Origin of the sequence: Burkholderia sp. AU16741 (assembly GCF_002223345.1) — a bacterium.
Taxonomy (GTDB): domain Bacteria; phylum Pseudomonadota; class Gammaproteobacteria; order Burkholderiales; family Burkholderiaceae; genus Burkholderia; species Burkholderia sola.
Genome location: NZ_NKEZ01000008.1, coordinates 845,238 through 862,283 on the forward strand (window position 1 = coordinate 845,238; position 17,046 = coordinate 862,283).

General features: G+C 68.0%; 15 protein-coding genes. 10 read left to right on the forward strand and 5 right to left on the reverse strand.

What is annotated here, in order from left to right:
• Positions 1-192: 192 nt before the first annotated feature.
• Complete coding sequence (locus tag CFB89_RS24240) at positions 193-1,173, forward strand: sulfonate ABC transporter substrate-binding protein (protein WP_089470078.1); 981 nt, start codon at positions 193-195, stop codon at positions 1,171-1,173.
• Between the two features lie 79 nt (positions 1,174-1,252).
• Here the strand turns inward: CFB89_RS24240 and speB are convergent, their stop codons facing one another.
• Complete coding sequence (speB, locus tag CFB89_RS24245; protein ID WP_089470079.1) at positions 1,253-2,221, reverse strand: agmatinase; 969 nt, start codon at positions 2,219-2,221, stop codon at positions 1,253-1,255.
• Between the two features lie 354 nt (positions 2,222-2,575).
• On the opposite strand from speB, the gene CFB89_RS24250 reads away from it, so the two are divergent.
• The 5 genes from CFB89_RS24250 to CFB89_RS24270 all read left to right on the forward strand — a co-directional run bounded on the left by CFB89_RS24250 (position 2,576) and on the right by CFB89_RS24270 (position 7,864).
• Positions 2,576-3,247 carry a lysoplasmalogenase gene (locus tag CFB89_RS24250; protein ID WP_089470601.1) on the forward strand — a complete coding sequence of 224 codons (672 nt, stop codon included), beginning with the start codon at positions 2,576-2,578 and terminating at the stop codon, positions 3,245-3,247.
• A 246-nt stretch (positions 3,248-3,493) separates the two neighbouring features.
• On the forward strand, positions 3,494-5,074 hold the full coding sequence (locus tag CFB89_RS24255; protein WP_089470080.1) for an NAD(P)/FAD-dependent oxidoreductase: 1,581 nt from the start codon (positions 3,494-3,496) through the stop codon (positions 5,072-5,074).
• A 21-nt stretch (positions 5,075-5,095) separates the two neighbouring features.
• On the forward strand, positions 5,096-6,019 hold the full coding sequence (locus CFB89_RS24260) for an SDR family oxidoreductase (RefSeq protein WP_089470081.1): 924 nt from the start codon (positions 5,096-5,098) through the stop codon (positions 6,017-6,019).
• Positions 6,016-6,921: a metal-dependent hydrolase gene (locus CFB89_RS24265; protein WP_089470082.1), complete on the forward strand. Its 906-nt coding sequence runs from the start codon at positions 6,016-6,018 to the stop codon at positions 6,919-6,921. The genes CFB89_RS24260 and CFB89_RS24265 overlap by 4 nt, the downstream gene beginning before the upstream one ends.
• 4 nt (positions 6,922-6,925) lie before the next feature.
• On the forward strand, positions 6,926-7,864 hold the full coding sequence (locus CFB89_RS24270) for an alpha/beta fold hydrolase (protein WP_089470083.1): 939 nt from the start codon (positions 6,926-6,928) through the stop codon (positions 7,862-7,864).
• Here CFB89_RS24270 and CFB89_RS24275 read toward each other — a convergent pair.
• Complete coding sequence (locus tag CFB89_RS24275) at positions 7,825-8,379, reverse strand: putative glycolipid-binding domain-containing protein (protein WP_089470084.1); 555 nt, start codon at positions 8,377-8,379, stop codon at positions 7,825-7,827. The genes CFB89_RS24270 and CFB89_RS24275 overlap by 40 nt on opposite strands.
• A 273-nt stretch (positions 8,380-8,652) precedes the next feature.
• Here CFB89_RS24275 and CFB89_RS24280 point away from each other — a divergent pair, with 273 nt between their 5' ends.
• From CFB89_RS24280 to CFB89_RS24295, 4 genes are all read left to right on the forward strand, one after another.
• Positions 8,653-9,543, forward strand: coding sequence for an urea transporter (locus CFB89_RS24280; RefSeq protein ID WP_089470085.1), 891 nt, complete (start codon positions 8,653-8,655; stop codon positions 9,541-9,543).
• A complete protein-coding gene (locus CFB89_RS24285) occupies positions 9,521-10,294 on the forward strand; it encodes a class II aldolase/adducin family protein (RefSeq protein ID WP_089470086.1) in 774 nt (257 codons plus the stop codon). Before CFB89_RS24280 ends, CFB89_RS24285 begins: the two co-directional genes overlap by 23 nt.
• Before the next feature lie 51 nt (positions 10,295-10,345).
• On the forward strand, positions 10,346-10,534 hold the full coding sequence (locus tag CFB89_RS24290; RefSeq protein WP_089470087.1) for a 4-oxalocrotonate tautomerase: 189 nt from the start codon (positions 10,346-10,348) through the stop codon (positions 10,532-10,534).
• 189 nt (positions 10,535-10,723) lie between these two features.
• Positions 10,724-15,565 carry an NAD-glutamate dehydrogenase gene (locus CFB89_RS24295; RefSeq protein WP_089470088.1) on the forward strand — a complete coding sequence of 1,614 codons (4,842 nt, stop codon included), beginning with the start codon at positions 10,724-10,726 and terminating at the stop codon, positions 15,563-15,565.
• Between the two features lie 40 nt (positions 15,566-15,605).
• On the opposite strand, the gene CFB89_RS24300 is transcribed toward CFB89_RS24295, so the two are convergent.
• From CFB89_RS24300 to CFB89_RS24310, 3 genes are read right to left on the reverse strand one after another with little or no spacing between them, the layout of a single operon-like run.
• On the reverse strand, positions 15,606-16,469 hold the full coding sequence (locus tag CFB89_RS24300) for a class I SAM-dependent methyltransferase (RefSeq protein WP_089470089.1): 864 nt from the start codon (positions 16,467-16,469) through the stop codon (positions 15,606-15,608).
• A 7-nt stretch (positions 16,470-16,476) separates the two neighbouring features.
• Positions 16,477-16,827 (reverse strand): glyoxalase/bleomycin resistance/extradiol dioxygenase family protein, encoded by a 351-nt coding sequence (locus CFB89_RS24305; RefSeq protein ID WP_089470090.1) that lies wholly within the window; start codon positions 16,825-16,827, stop codon positions 16,477-16,479.
• Between the two features lies 1 nt (position 16,828).
• Positions 16,829-17,005, reverse strand: coding sequence for a ribbon-helix-helix protein, CopG family (locus tag CFB89_RS24310; RefSeq protein ID WP_089470091.1), 177 nt, complete (start codon positions 17,003-17,005; stop codon positions 16,829-16,831).
• Positions 17,006-17,046 lie beyond the last annotated feature (41 nt).

The following is a 17,046-nucleotide window of genomic DNA, read 5'->3' on the forward strand; positions in this document are numbered from 1 at the left end:
TCACCTCCTTCACCGCAGTCCGGCACGACGCAGTCGTCCGCCCCGGCAGGCCACGATGCCAAAGCATAGGGCCGCCGCCGTCATATCCATATCGGCAATGCTTCGTTTGCGGCCGCTATCGCCCATGCGACGATTCTTCCAACCGAGCGGCGCCGGCCGCTCCCCGAAGATGCCTCGCATGGAGTTCATTCGATGATTCGTTTCACCCGCTGGATCACCCGCGCCGCCGCCGTCTCGCTCGTCGCCCTGTCCGCCGCGTCGGCATTCGCGCAAGGCGGCGCCGACAGGATCGTGCGCATCGGCTATCAAAAGGCCGGCCTGCTGTCGATCGTCAAGGCGCAGGGCGCGCTCGAAGCGCGACTCAAGCCGCTCGGCTATGACGTTCAATGGTTCGAGTTCCCGGCCGGCCCGCAACTGCTCGAAGCGCTGAACGCGAACAGCATCGACTTCGGCTACACCGGCGCGCCGCCGCCCGTGTTCGCGCAGGCGGCCGGCGTGCAGTTCGTCTATGTCGGCGCGGAACCGCCGGCGCCGCATGACGAAGCCGTGTTCGTGAAGGGCGATTCGCCGATCCGGACGGTGGCCGGCCTGCGCGGCAAGAAGGTCGCGCTGCAGAAAGGCTCGAGCGCGAACTACCTGCTGCTCGAGGCGTTGAAGAAAGCCGGCGTGCGCTATGACGAAATTCATCCGGTGTATCTCGCGCCGGCCGACGCGCGCGCCGCGTTCGAAAGCGGCAATATCGATGCGTGGGCCGTGTGGGATCCGTACTACGCGGCCGCGCAGAACGCGCTGAAGGTGCGCACGCTATCCGACTACACGGGGCTCGCGGCGACCAACAACTTCTACGAGGCAACGCGGCGTTTCGCGCAACAGCATCCCGACGTGGTCGGCGCGATCCTGAAACAGGCGCGCGAAACGGGCCAGTGGGTCAACGGGCATCCGGCCGACACGGCCGCGCTGCTTGCACCGAAGGTCGGGTTGCCCGAGGCGCTCGTCGAGACGTGGATCAAGCGGGTGCCGTTCGGTGCGGTGCCGATCGACGAACGCATCGTCGCCGCGCAGCAGGGTGTTGCCGATGCGTTTTACGCGGCGAAGCTGATTCCGCGGAAGCTGAACGTGGCCGAGAACGCATGGGTCGACAAAAACGTGGCGAGTGCGCTGGCGGCGAAGTAACGCTCGCGGCCTCATCCATCAGCAGGCCGGCCGGGCGCGACGCCCCGCCGGCCGCTTTCGCGTCCCGCGCGGCACGCGCTCAACGCAACGCTTCCGCCACCTTCTTCTGCCGCCACAGGCACAGCAGATCGCAAGCCACGTGCGCGGCCGCGATCGCCGTGATGTCCGCGTGATCGTACGCGGGCGCCACCTCCCCCACATCCGCCCCGATCAGATTCACCGCCCCGAGCGCCCGCACGATCGCCAGCGCCTGCGCCGACGACAATCCGCCCGCGACCGGCGTCCCCGTCCCCGGCGCGAACGCCGGATCCAGGCAATCGATATCGAACGTCAGATACGCAGGCCGCGCGCCGACGATCTCGACGATCCGCTCCACCGCCGCCCGCGAGCCATGGTCATGCACCCACGCGGCATCGAGTCGCTCGATCCCGAGAAAGTCGTCGTTCCACGTGCGGATGCCGACCTGCACCGACGTCGCGGGATCGATCAGCCCTTCCTTCACCGCCTTGTAGAACATCGTCCCGTGATTGAGGCTGTCCGGATCGTCGTCGGCCCACGTATCGCAGTGCGCGTCGAAATGGATCAGCGACAGCGGCTTGCCGTAGCGCTCCGCGTGCGCGACCAGCAGCGGATAAGTGATGTAGTGGTCGCCGCCGAGCGTCAGCATCTTCGCGCCGGAGCGCAGGATCGTGCGCGCATGCTCGACGATCGCCGGCTTGATCGACAGCGGGTTGTGCGCGTCGAACCAGCAGTCGCCGTAATCGATGGCCGCGAGATCGTCGAACGGATCGAAGCCCCACGGATACGGATTGAGCTCCGCGAGCTGCACGCTCGCCGCGCGAATCGCGGCCGGCCCGAGCCGCGCCCCGGAGCGATAGGTCGTCGCGAGATCGAGCGGCACGCCGGAGATCGCGACGTCGACGCCATCGAGTGTGCGCGAGTAATTGCGGCGCATGAACGACAGCACGCCCGCATAGGTGTTTTCGATCGAGGAACCGTACGGCGTGGTGCGACGGATCGCGCCGTCGCCGTGGAGAAGTTCGGTCATGGTCGGACCTGTTTTCGTGGTGACCGCGCCGCCCCGCTTCGACTGAGTGCGCGGGCCAGGCACGGCGGGATTCATCGGGCATGTACCGGCTCGCGCATCCGGTCGCGGAGCGAGGCGGGACATCGACAACGGCAATACCGTGGCGATCGTAGCAAGCCGAATCGGAACCGTTGCCCCGGTTCAGCCGGGGCAACGCGCGAAAAAAGTCCGGTAGCGGCGTCGCCGCCGGTCGCCGTCGTTTCCTAGAAGGATTCGCCGGTTTTCGCACGCCCGTCCTTCCGGATAATGGCCGGCAGCCGCGCTGTCGACGGCGCACCGTCCACCGCAGACAACAACAAACCGGAGACACCCGCCTTGATCGCCACGCTTCCCGCCACCTACCGCCGGCTCTGGCCGCTCGCCATCGCCGCGGCGCTGCTGTACGGCCTGTCGCTCGCCGCCGCCCCCTATCCGGGCCAGGCCGCCGCGAAAGCCGCGATGGGCGTCCTGCTGCTCGCGGCAGGCAGCACCTGCGGCGCGCCGCGCGAACGCGCGTGGCTGTGCGCGGCGCTCGCGACCGCCGTGCTCGGCGACGTGCTGCTCGCACTGCCCGAGTGGCCGCCGTCGTTCGTGTTCGGCCTCGGCGCGTTCCTGCTCACGCACCTGTGTTACTGCGCGATCTTCTTCCGGTGGCGCGCGCGGCCGCATGGCTGGCGCATCGTTGCGCTCGTCGGGCTGTGGATCGCCGCGCCGGCGTTGTACGTGGCGTTCTTCCCGCACCTCGGCGCGCTGCTGGCGCCGGTCGCCGTCTATATGCTCGTGCTGTGCGCGATGGCGAGTTTCGCGCTCGCCGCACGCACGCACGGCCCGCTGGTCGCGATCGGCAGCCTGATCTTCGTCGGCTCCGACACACTGATCGGCGTCGGCCGGTTCCTCGGCGGTTTTCCGGGCATCGACTACCCGATCTGGGGCCTCTATGCGCTCGCGCAGGTCACGATCGTGGCGGGGGTTTTCCATGAGGCAGTCGGCCACCCGGTCCGTCCCTGATACCGTTTCAAACAGGCCACCACCCGCCTGCGGCCCCGCCTTTTCTTCCTCTCGCCCTGCCGACGGCCCTTTCCGCGCATTCCGCATTGCGGAAACGGGGCCGTTCCAAACTCCGCGTAGCCTTTCCCCGCGTGGCTTTCGGCCCTTAGAGCGTCGCCTCTAGCCTCTTGCGGTTTTCGGGTTCACCCACTATCGTTACATCAACCAATGTAACATTAAAAAATGAGCCAGATCGGAGACACCCGGATGAATGCTCGCACGTTGCCTTTCGGTCCGCCCGGCCATGACGGCCTGGATGAAACCATCGACATCGCCATCATCGGCACCGGCTTCGCCGGCCTCGGGATGGCGATCCGCCTGAAACAAACCGGCGTGACCGACTTCGTCGTCCTCGAGAAGGCCGCGTCGGTGGGCGGCACGTGGCGCGACAATCATTACCCCGGGTGTGCATGCGACGTGCAATCGCACGTCTATTCCTTCTCGTTCGCGCCGAACCCGCGCTGGACGCGCATGTTCGCGCCGCAGCCGGAGATCCGCGCGTATCTGGAAGACTGCGTGCAGCGCTTCGGCGTCGGCCCGCACCTGCGGCTGAACCACGAGCTGCAGCGCGCCGAGTACGACGATGCCGCGCAACGCTGGCGCCTCACGTTCGCGAACGGCAAGCGGCTGTCGGCGCGCGTGCTGGTGTCCGGAATGGGCGGGCTGTCGCGCGCCGCGCTGCCGGCGATTCCCGGCGTGGAAACCTTCAAGGGCCGCGCGTTCCATTCGCAGCAGTGGGATCACGACTACCCGCTCGAAGGCAAGCGCGTCGCGGTGATCGGCACCGGCGCGAGCGCGATCCAGTTCGTGCCGCAGATCGCCCCGCGCGTGAAGACGCTCGCGCTGTTCCAGCGCACGCCGCCGTGGATCATGCCGAAGCCCGACCGCAATCTGACCGGCGTCGAGAAATGGCTGTTCCGCACGCTGCCGTTCACGCAGAAGATCGTGCGCAGCGGCATCTACTGGATGCTCGAATCGCGCGTGCTCGGCTTCGCGATCCATCCGTCGCTGATGAAGAACGTGCAGAAGCTCGCGCTGCGCCACATCCGCAAGCAGATTCCCGATCCGGAACTGCGCAAGACCGTCACGCCGAACTACACGCTCGGCTGCAAGCGCGTGCTGATCTCGAACGACTACTACCCCGCGCTGTCGCGCAAGAACGTCGACGTGATCACGACCGGCATCGATCGCATCGAAGCCGACGCGGTCGTGACGACCGACGGCAAGCGCCATGAAGTCGACTGCCTGATCTACGGCACCGGCTTCCAGGTGGCCGACCCGTATCCGCGCGGCGCGATCATCGGCCGCGGCGGCCTCGACATCGTCGATGCGTGGCGCGACGGCGCGCACGCCTACCTCGGCACGACGCTGCCCGGCTACCCGAACTTCTTCATGATCGTCGGCCCGAACACGGGCCTCGGCCACAACTCGATGGTGTTCATGATCGAGTCGCAGATCGAATACATCCTCGGCGCGCTGCAGGCAATGCGCCGCGAGCGCGCGGAGGCGATCGAGGTGCGCCCGCTCGTCGAGGCGCAGTACAACGACGACCTGCAGGGCAAGCTCAAGAAGGCGATCTGGTCGACGGGCGGCTGCAAGAGCTGGTACCTCGACCCGCGCACCGGCAAGAACACGACACTGTGGCCAGGCTTCACGTGGCGCTTCCGCCAGGCCACGGCGCAGTTCTCGATCGCCGATTACCACGCGTATCGCGCGCCGCACGACACGACCGCGCGGCCCGCCGCCGCGCCGGCCGCTTCCGCTTCCACGTCCGCCGAAGCGGCCTGAGCCAGACAAGGAGCCATCGACATGAGAGATTTCACCAACAAGGTCGCCGCGATCACGGGTGCCGGCTCGGGCATGGGCCGCGCGCTTTCGATCCAGCTCGCGCAGGCCGGCTGCCACGTGTCGCTCGCCGACAAGAACGGCGTCGGCCTCGCCGAAACCGAACGGATCGTCCGTGCGATCGCGCCGAACGTGCGCGTGTCGACGCGCGTGCTCGACGTCGGCGATCGCGACGCGATGTTCGCGTGGGCCGACGACACCGCGAAGGAGCACGGCAAGGTCAACCTGATCTTCAACAATGCGGGCGTCGCGCTGTCGAGCACGATCGAAGGAATGGACTACAGCGATCTCGAGTGGATCGTGAACATCAACTTCTGGGGCGTCGTGCACGGCACGAAAGCGTTCCTGCCGCACCTGAAGGCATCGGGCGACGGCCACGTGATCAACACGTCGAGCATCTTCGGGATCTTCGCGCAGCCGGGCATGAGCGGCTACAACGCGACCAAGTTCGCGGTGCGCGGCTTCACCGAATCGCTACGCCAGGAACTCGACATGATGAAGTGCGGCGTGTCGGCCACCTGCGTGCATCCGGGCGGCATCCGCACGAACATCGCGCAGTCGAGCCGCGTCGCGAAGAACATGGTCGGCTTCATCGTCGAGAGCGAACAGCAAGGCAAGGACAGCTTCGAGAAGTTCTTCATCACGACCGCCGACGACGCCGCACGCACGATCCTCGCCGGCGTGCGCAAGAACAAGCGCCGCGTGCTGATCGGCCGCGACGCGAAGGGCGCGGACTGGATGGCGCGCATCCTGCCGGCCGCGTACCAGGCTCTGGTCGTGCTCGCGACGCGCCGCGAGGCCGCGAAGGCCCGCCGTGCCGCACGCGGCACGCCGGCACCGGTGCATGCCACCTACAACAATGCAGGTAATCAGGGAGAACAATCATGACGACACCGAACATGATGCCCGTACGGCGCGACATCCGTTTCGCGCTGCCACCCGAACGCGCGAAGGACTGGCATGTGCAGGGCGTGCCGGTCACGCACTTCATGAACGCGCTGTCGCTGCTGTTCCCGGCCGGCGAACGCTTCTTCATGGATTCGGTGCGCAACTACCGCGACCGGATCGAGGATCCCGAGCTGAAGAAGCAGGTGATCGGCTTCATCGGGCAGGAAGCGATGCACACGCGCGAGCACATCGAATACAACGACCTGCTGCAGGCGTCCGGGCTGCCCGCGCACAAGCTCGACAAGCGGTTGTGGACGATCCTCGGCTTCTTCAAGAAGACGCTGCCGCATTCGATGCAGCTGGCGATCACGATCGCGCTCGAACACTACACGGCGATCCTCGCGAACCAGTTGCTGTCGGGCCACGAGCACCGGATCGACGGCTCGGTCGAAGGCTACCAGCAGATGTGGATGTGGCACGCGATGGAGGAAACCGAGCACAAGGCGGTGTCGTACGACGTATGGAACGTCGTGATGAAGCCCGGCCTCGGCAGCTACCTGCTGCGCACCGGCACGATGCTGCTGACGACCATGATGTTCTGGACGATCGTGTTCGACTTCCACGTGCGGCTGATGCTGTCGCACCGTCGCAAGCATGGCCGGTTCGGCGGCATGTGGCGCCTCGTGAAGTATCTGTACAGCCCGCGGACCGGCGTGTTCCCGAGCATCGCGCGCGAATGGCTCGACTACTTCCGCCCGGGCTTCCACCCGTGGGATCACGACAACCATCAGTACCTGCAGGAACTCGACACGCTGCTCGAGAACATCGACGCGACCAACGCGCGCTATGCGGCGCAAGCCGCCCCGCGCCGCGTGCCGCTGCATTCGGTTGCGCAGGCATGACGCGATGGCACGCGCTCACGAGATGCTGACCGTCCGGTCCGGCGACGTGAAACTCGCCGTCTACGTCAGCGGGTCGCGTCGCGCGCCGCCGCTTATCCTCGTGCATGGCTACCCGGACTCGGCGGCCGTGTGGGCGCCGATCCGCGCGCGGCTCGCGAAGCGCTACCGCGTGATCGCGTACGACGTGCGCGGCGCCGGTGCATCCGATGCGCCGCGCCGCCGCGCCGACTACACGCTGGAGCGGCTCGCCGGCGACCTGAAGGCGGTGGCCGACGCGACCTGCGGCGGCCGGCCGTTCCACCTGGTCGGCCACGACTGGGGCTCGATCCAGTGCTGGGAGGCCGTGACCGACCCCGCGTTCCGCGGCCGCATCGCGTCGTACACGTCGATCTCCGGCCCGTGCCTCGATCACGTGTTCCGCGCGAAGATGCGGCTCAGGCAGAGCCTGAAATCCTGGTACATCGCGTTCTTCCATCTGCCGGTCGTGCCGTCGCTGGTGTGGCGGCTCGGCGGCGCCGCGCTGTGGCCGCACTGGCTGCAGCTCACCGAACGCGTGCGCGCCGAGCGCGATCCCGTGCAACTGAAGAACGCGCTGAACGGGATGCAGATGTACCGTGCGAACTTCCTTGCACGGGCCCGCAAGCCGCGTGAGCGGTACGCACAGGCGCCGGTGCAGATCCTCGTGCCGGTGCGCGACCGCTACGTGACGCCCGAGATGTCGGTCGACCTCGACCGCTGGCTCGGCGAGCACGTGCGCGAGGAAATCGACGGCACGCACTGGATCGTGCTGCGCCATCCGGACCTGATCGCGTCGCGGATCGACCGGTTCGCGGCCGCGCATGAAAGACCCGCGGTCGCCGAGGCATCGGCGACCGCACCGGCCGCGCGAACGGAAGCCGCGGTTCAGCGCAGCGGCGGCAGGCGCTTGAACAGCGTTTCGTAGTCGATCACGAGCCCGTCGTCGTCGATGTCCATCTCCGCGGTGAAATTCCGGAAGATGCCTTCGTAGCGATAGCGGCGGCCGGGTTCGATGCACGCGTACGCCTGCTTGACCGGCGTGACCTTCAGATCCGGCGTCGAGATGTACGCGACGTCGATCGGTCGCCGCTCTCCGCGCGCGAGCCCCAGGCGGCCGATCGGCAGCGAATTCGTGAACGGCGTCGCGGCGATGTCGATGTCGATGCAGCCATCCAGCTCGTGCAGCTCCCGCCCTGAACCGTCGCGCCAGTGCCCGGCTCCGTCGCCGTGCAGTTCGAGCGTGCCGCCGCCCATCACCTTGAGCACCGCGTACTTCACCCGCCACTGCGGATCGCACTCGACCCGGTACGCGAGCCCGTACGCACGGCCGTACCGCTGACCGACCACGGCGCTTTCGACGACGATCGCGCCGCCGCTCCGGTCGAACGTCAAATGTTCGACCCCGTCGCCTTCGAGCGACGACCAACGTAGTTCGCGCATCGTTCCACCTCCTTGGTATCCCGCGTCGGGGCATCGTCACATAAATCGTCGCTATCCGGAATGCCGCCGTCGATCGAGTCCAACTCGCATCAGTCGTGTTCGTCGGCCAGGTCCGGCCACTCGTACGGTAGCCCGGTCGCTGGAGCCGTGAAGCCAACGCGCATGGATCACCCCCTCGGCAACCCAGCCCCAAATCCTGACTATCCAGGATTCCCTATTTCGGTGCACCGGATTGTGTCCTATGCTCGCGGCTCATCCCATCCCGCCGCCATCATGCCTACCGCCCGTCCCGCCTCGCCGTCGATCGACCTGCGCATGCTGCTGCGCGGCATCGGGCAGATCGTGCTGCAGGCGAATGCGCTCACCGGTGCGCTGCTGCTCGCCGCGCTGGCGCTGAACGACCTGCGGCTCGCCTGCGCGGCGCTGGTCGGCTCGGCCGCCGCCAGCATGACGGCCGTGCTGACGGGCGCCGAACGCCGCGACGTCGAACAGGGGTTGCACGGTTTCAACGGCGCGCTGGCCGCGCTGATCGCCGTATCGTTCGCGCCCAGTCCACTCGTCGCGGTCGCGCTGGTGCCGCTGGTCGCGATCGGCGCGGCGCTCGTGCAACGCGCGATGCGGACGTCGCTCGCGCGCTGGCGCCAGTGCCCGTATTCGAGCCCGTGCCTGGCCGTCACCGCGCTGTGGCTGCCGTTTGTCGCGGTGCAGCATGCGGACGGTGCGACCGCCGCACCGGTGCCGACGCTCGCTGGCGCAACCGACGCGCTGCTGTCGGGCATCGCTCAGACCACCTTCGCGCAAGGCGCATGGGCCGGCGCGCTGGTCGTCGCCGGCCTCGCCCTCGCGTCGCGCCGCGCGGCCGCATTCGCGCTGGGCGGCGCGATCGTGTCGACCGTGCTGCTGGTCGCGCTCGGCGCGAGCGACGCGTCGTTCGCCGACGGCCTGCTCGGTTTCAACGGCGCGCTCGCCGCGCTCGCACTGATGGCGCGCGGGCCGCGTGCGGCGTTCGCGGCCGCCGCACTCGCCGCGCTGATCCAGTGGCTCGCGATGCGCGCGGGCTTCCCCGTGTTCACGGCACCGTTCGCGCTCGCGACGTGGGTGACCATCACCGTCGCGCGCCGCCTCACCCTCGGAGAACCCGATGTCATTCGCACACCGTCCTGATGCCGTGAAGCCCGGCGGCCCGATCTCCGACGCCGAACGCAGGCTGCGCGTCGACCTCGCCGCCGCATATCGGCTCGTCGCGCTGAACGGCTGGGACGACCTGATCTACACGCATTTGTCCGCGACCGTGCCCGGCGAACCCGGCCACTTCCTGATCAACCCGTTCGGCCTCACGTTCGACGAGGTTCGCGCATCGAACCTCGTGAAGATCGACGTGGCCGGCAACCGGATCGGCGACAGCGAGCATGCGGTCAACGTGACCGGCTTCGCGCTGCATGCGGCCGTGCACGCCGCGCGCGCCGACGCCGTCTGCGTGATGCACCTGCACAATACGGCCGGCATCGCCGTGTCGATCCAGCGCGACGGGCTGTTGCCGGCATCGCAGCACGCGCTGCGCTTTCATGGCGATCTCGCGTACCACGACTACGAAGCGCTCGCGTTCTCGCCGGCCGAAGGCGCGCGGCTGACCGCGAGCCTCGGCGCGAAATCCGCGATGCTGCTGCGCAACCACGGCACGCTGACGGTCGGCCGGACCGTCGCCGAAGCGTACGTGCTGATGGATACGCTGATCAAGGCGTGCGACATCCAGGTGCGCGCGCAAGCAGGCGGCGGACCGCTCGTGCTGCCGGCGCCGGCCATCGCGGAGCGCACCGCCGAACAGTTGCGCGACGGCGGCGCGGTCGAAGGCGAACTGGAATGGCCGGCGCTGCTGCGCCGGCTCGACCGGATCGATCCGTCGTATCGCGACTGACGTTGCCTGCGCACCCGACCGAATCGTTCAATCCCAACCGGAGCCTACGTCATGCCGACTTTCAACATCCAGCTGTTCGAAGGCCGCACCGTGGAGCAGAAGCGCGCATTCGTCGAAGCAATCACGCGCGTCACGTGCGAGACGCTCGACTGCACGCCGGGCTCGGTCGACATCATCCTCACCGACGTGAAGAAAGAGAACTGGGCAACCGCCGGCAAGCTGTGGAGCGACGAGCGCTGAGCGCCGACGGCAGCGTCGCGTCGGCGCCGTCCGCCCTGCGCTGAACCCTGCATCGCGGCGCGCGCGAGCGGCGCTGCATGCGGGTTTCTCCGCCCTGCGCCCTTGTGCGCCCGCACATCGCTTTGTCACGCAATCGGCGCATAATGCCGGACAGACGCAGCAGCCAATGGCCACCCGACGGAGACCGCCATGGAAGCGAAGAACGAGGAAGTCGTCGCACACCTGCTCGCCGATGTCGTCGAATTCGCGCGCGCCCGCCTGCCCGACGCCACGTTCCGGACCGTCGAACCCTTCCTGCGCCATTACTACGATTTCGTCGATGCCGACGATCTGCAGAGCCGCGGCATCGCCGACCTGTACGGCGCCGCGATGGCGCACTGGCAGACCGCCCAGAAATTCGTGCCCGGCAGCGAACGCCTGCGCGTGTACAACCCGATCCTCGAACAGCACGGCTGGCATTCCGACCACACGGTGATCGAAATCGTCAACGACGACATGCCGTTCCTGGTCGACTCGGTGACGATGGCCATCAACCGTCTCGGGCTCGCGCTGCATTCGGCGCTGCATCCGGTGTTCCGCATCTGGCGCGGCGCCGGCGGCGGCATCGAGCGCGTCGACGCGGGCGGCGCGACCTCCGGCGACGGCCAGTCGCAACTCGCGTCGTTCATCCATTTCGAAGTCGACCGCTGCGGCGACGCCGCGCTGCTCGACACGCTGCGCGAGGACATCGCGCGCGTGCTCGGCGACGTACGCGCGTCGGTCGAGGACTGGCCGAGGATCGTCGACATCGCCCGCGCGACGATCAAGGAGATGAAGGCGCGCGAATCGACGGCGGAGGACATCGAGGCGCGCGCGTTCCTCGAATGGATGGCCGCCGATCACTTCACGTTCCTCGGCCAGCGCGACTACGCGCTCGTGTCGGACGGCACGGGCTTCGGCCTGCGCGGCATCGAGGGCTCGGGCCTCGGGATCCTGCGCGAATCGCTGCGCACGTCCGGCGCAGCCGACGTGACGCCGTTGCCGCCCGCCGCCGCCGACATCATCACCGGCCAATGGCCGATCTTCGTGACCAAGGCGAATTCGCGCGCGACGGTGCACCGGCCCGGCTACCTCGATTACGTCGGCGTGAAGCTCGTCGGCGCCGACGGCAAGGTCACCGGCGAACGCCGCTTCATCGGGCTCTACACGTCGACCGCCTATTTCGGTTCGTACACCGAGATTCCGATCGTGCGCCGCAAGTGCGCGAACATCGTGCGGCGCGCGGGCTTTTTGCCGAAGGGGCATCTCGGCAAATCGCTCGTGACGGTGCTCGAAACCTATCCGCGCGACGAACTGTTCCAGGCCGACGAAGACCAGCTCTACGACATCGCGCTCGGCATCCTGCGCCTGCAGGAACACCAGCGCACGCGGCTGTTCGTGCGGCGCGACCGGTTCGACCGCTTCGTGTCGTGCCTCGTGTTCGTGCCGCGCGACAAGTACAACACCGACCTGCGCCGCCGCATCGCGAAGCTGCTGGTCGACGCGTACAACGGCGTGAACGTGGAATTCACGCCGCTGCTGTCGGAATCGGCGCTCGCCCGCATTCACTTCGTCGTGCATGCGGAGCCGGGCACGATGCCCGACGTCGACACACGCGAACTCGAAACGCGGCTCGTGCAGGTCACGCGCCGCTGGCAGGACGATCTCGCCGACGCGCTGCTCGACGCATTCGGCGAAGAACAAGGCAACCGTCTGCTGCAGCGCTATGCGGAGTCGTTCCCGGCCGGCTATCGCGACGACTATCCGGCGCGCACGGCCGTGCGCGACATCGAGCTGATCGAGCGCGTGAAGGATTCGGGCCAGCTCGCGATGAACCTGTACCGGCCGATCGAGGCCGAGCCGCGCGCGTTCCGCTTCAAGGTGTATCGCGCGGGCGACCCGATCGCGCTGTCGCGCAGCCTGCCGATGCTCGAACATCTCGGCGTGCGCGTCGACGAGGAGCGGCCGTACCGGATCCAGACGCAGGATGCCACGCATGCGTGGGTACACGATTTCGGCCTCGAGCTCGCCGACGATACCGAATTCGACATCGAGCGCGTGAAGGGGCTGTTCGAGGATGCGTTCGACCGGATCTGGAGCGGCCGGATCGAGAACGACGACTTCAACCGCCTCGTGCTGCGCGCGCACCTCAGCGCACGCGAAGTGACGATCCTGCGCGCGTATGCGAAATATCTGCGGCAGGTCGGCTCGACCTTCAGCGACGCGTATATCGAACGCGCGCTGACCGGCAATCCGGCGATCGCGCGGCAGCTCGTCGAACTGTTCGTGCTGCGCTTCGACCCGCGCATCGGCGACACGCGCGACGTGCAGGCCGAACGGCTGCTGAAGGCGATCGAAGGCGCGCTCGACCAGGTGCCGAACCTCGACGAGGATCGCATCCTGCGCCAGTTCCTCGGCGTGATCAACGCGACCGAACGCACGAACTACTTCCTCGCCGACGCGAACGGCGAGCCGAAGCCGTACCTGTCGTTCAAGTTCAACCCGGCGAAGGTACCGGGCCTGCCCGAACCGAAGCCGATGTTCGAGATCTGGGTGTATTCGCCGCGGGTCGAGGGCGTGCACCTGCGCGGCGGGCGCGTCGCGCGCGGCGGCCTGCGCTGGTCGGATCGCCGCGAGGATTTCCGCACCGAGGTGCTCGGGCTGATGAAGGCGCAGATGGTGAAGAACGTCGTGATCGTGCCGGTCGGCTCGAAAGGCGGCTTCGTCGTGAAGAACCCGCCGCCGCCGAGCGATCGCGAAGCGTGGATGCGCGAAGGCATCGCGTGCTATCAGACGTTCCTGCGCGGGCTGCTCGACCTCACCGACAACCTCGCCGGCAATGCGATCGTGCCGCCGCGCGACGTGGTGCGCCACGACCCCGACGATCCGTATCTCGTCGTCGCCGCCGACAAGGGCACGGCCACCTTCTCCGACTATGCGAACGCGATCTCGCACGAATACGGTTTCTGGCTCGACGACGCGTTCGCGTCCGGCGGCTCGGTCGGCTACGACCACAAGAAGATGGCGATCACCGCGCGCGGCGCGTGGGAATCGGTGAAGCGGCACTTCCGCGAGATGGGCATCGACACGCAGGCGACCGACTTCACCGTGGTCGGCGTCGGCGACATGTCGGGCGACGTGTTCGGCAACGGGATGCTGCTGTCGCCGCATATCCGGCTCGTCGCCGCGTTCGATCACCGGCACGTGTTCCTCGACCCGAACCCCGACCCGGCAACGAGCTTCGCGGAGCGCCAGCGCATGTTCGCGCTCGAACGCTCGAGCTGGGCCGACTACGATACGTCGGTGATCTCGCCCGGCGGCGGCGTGTATCCGCGCACCGCGAAGACGATCCCGCTGTCCCCTGCCGTGCAGGCCGCGCTCGGCATCGACGCGCACGCGCTGCCGCCGACCGAGCTGATCCGCGCGATCCTGCAGGCGCCGGTCGACCTGCTGTACAACGGCGGCATCGGCACCTACGTGAAGGCCGCGCGCGAAACCCATGCGCAGGTCGGCGACCGCGCGAACGACGCGGTGCGCGTGAACGGCGCGGACCTGCGCTGCAAGGTCGTCGGCGAAGGCGGCAATCTCGGCTGCACGCAGTTCGGCCGCATCGAGTTCGCGCAGCGCGGCGGCCGGATCAACACCGACGCGATCGACAACTCGGCCGGCGTCGATTGTTCGGACCACGAAGTCAACATCAAGATCCTGCTCGGGCTCGTCGTGTCCGACGGCGAGATGACCGAGAAGCAGCGCAACGCGCTGCTCGCCGAGATGACCGACGAAGTCGGGCTGCTCGTGCTGCGCGACAACTACTACCAGACGCAGGCGCTGTCGATCGCCGGCCGCTATGCGGTCGAATTGCTCGACGCCGAGGCGCGCCTGATGCGCTGGCTCGAGCGCGCGGGCCGCCTGAACCGCGTGATCGAATTCCTGCCGACCGACGACGAAGTCGCCGAGCGGCAGGCCGCGAAGCTCGGCCTCACGTCGCCGGAACGTGCGGTCCTGCTCGCGTACAGCAAGATGTGGCTCTACGACGCGCTGCTCGAATCCGACGTGCCGGAGGATCCGCTGGTGGCCGCGATGCTCGTCGACTACTTCCCGAAGCCGCTGCAACAGCGCTTCAGCGAGCCGATGCGCCGCCATCCGCTGCGCCGCGAGATTCTCGCGACGCACCTGACCAACGCGCTCGTGAACCGCGTCGGCTGCGCATTCGTGCACCGGCTGATGGAGGAAACCGACGCGAAGCCCGGCGACATCGTGCGCGCGTGCATCATGGCGCGCGACGTGTTCGACCTCGATGCGGTGTGGCGCGATATCGACGCGCTCGACAACCGCGTCGCCGACGACGTGCAGGCGCGCATGTTCGTCGACGTCGCGCGGCTGCTGGAGCGCGCGGCGCTGTGGTTCCTGCGGCATCTGCAGTCCGGCGCGGTGGCCGACGGCGGTGTCGCCGGATTGATCGCGCGCTGCCGCGACGCGGTGCAGCGCATCGCGCCGCAACTGCCGTCGCTGCTGCCGGCCGACGATCTGGAAGCGCTGTCCGAGCGGCAGCGCGTGCTCGTCGACGCCGGGGTCGACAGCGCGCTCGCGGTACGTGTCGCGAGCGGCGACATCTCGGCCGCGCTGCTCGACATCGCCGAAGTGGCGGCGACCTGCAACCGCAGTCTCGAACTCGTCGCGGGCGTCTATTTCTCGCTCGGCATGCTGCTCAATTACGGATGGATCGGCGAACGCGCGGCGAACCTGCCGACGCCGACGCACTGGGACATGCTCGCGCGCGCCGCCGCGCTCGCGGAAATTGCGCGGCTCAAGCGCACGCTCGCGACGAGCGCGCTCGCGGAATCGCCGGATTCGACCACGCCGGACACGATCGTCGGCGCGTGGCGCGTGCGCCGCGAGGCCGCGCTCGCGCGCTACGAGCACCTGCTCGCGGACCTGCGCGCATCCGGCGGCGCGAGCCTCGCGGTGCTGCTCGTGGTCGTGCGGGAAATGGCCGTGCTCGAACGCGCGTGACGCACGTGACGCGCATGACGCGCATGACGAAGGCGACGGGTCAGACTGTCGCGACGAGTAATTCTTCCGCGCGGTTCGGCGGCCGCAGGCCGTCCGTGCGATCGGCGAAATAACGACGCGTCAGCTCGGCGGCCGACACGTGTTCGGCCTGCGCGAAGCCGGCCTCCAGGGCAAGCGCCTGGATCTCGTCCGGCACGAAGAAGCTGATGAATGGCGTGCCGCTCGCGCGCGCGCCCTTCGCGGCCATTTCCAGCCCCGGGCGCACGTCCGGATCCGCATTCTCCAGCGGCCACAGGAACGTCATCGCGAACGTCGAACCCGGCGCGAGCGACGCGACTTCGCGCAACGCGGCCGCATTCGCTTCGCGCGTCAGGTACATGCTGACGCCGGTGGACACCACGACCGCCGGCCGGCCCGCATCGAAGCCCGCGCCGACGAGCGCGTCGCGCCACGACTGCCTTGCCTCGAAATCGACCGGCACGAAACGCACCCAGTCGGGCACGCCGAAGCCGAGCTCGGCCAGGCGGCACTGCTTCCAGCGCTGCGGCGCCGGCGGGTCGACTTCGAACACGGTCACGCGCGACGCCATGTCCGGCCGGCGCTGCACGAAGCTGTCGAGCCCCGCGCCGAGGATCACGTACTGGCTCACGCCGCACGCGGCCTGCTCGATAACGAGATCCTCGATGAAACGCGCCCGCGCGACGATCGACGCGCGAAACGGCCGCGTGAACTGAGGATCCATGTCGCCGCGCTGCTGCCAGCCGGGTGCCGGCGCGAGCAGTTGCAGCCCGATTTCGTCGGCGAGCACATGCGGCGGTGCATCGAGCTCGACGTGCAGCGCGCGCCAGAGCGCGACGCGCGCGGCCGTGCTGTCGGGCGCGTCGTCTTCGCGGGTATCCGTCATGGCGACCTCACGTGTGCTGCTTGCCCGGCGCCTGCAGGCGCCACACCCGGCCGTCCGGATCGCGCACGGTCATGTCGCGCGTGCCCCAGTGGGTGTCCTCGAACGGCGTGACGACCTCGACGATCGGCTGCGGCTGCACCGCCTGCTCGTCGGCCACCTTGATCACGACCTGCATGTCGGGCTTTTCGCTCGGCGGCACTTCGGCGATGAACAGGAACGGGCCGTCGCCGCTGCTCAACTGGCCCGACTGGTGATCGGTTTCGAATTCCAGCTCGAAGCCCAGCGCCTGGAAGAACTTCGCCGACTTGCCCCAGTTGTGCGTCGTCAGGTACACGGCTTCGATACGCTCGGATGACATGTCACGCCTCCTTGTTGGACGGTTCCGCGCCGGGCGGCGGCGCGGCCAGATACGCGCGCAATGCGTCGGCCACCAGCGCGGACAGCGATTGCTCCGTTTCGATCGCGCGATGCTTGACCTGCCGGATCAGGCCGAGCGGCAGATATACGTTGAATTGCTTCACTTCTTCGTCGGTCATGGAGACTAGTATGCTAGCAAACTAGTAAAAGTCAAATGCGG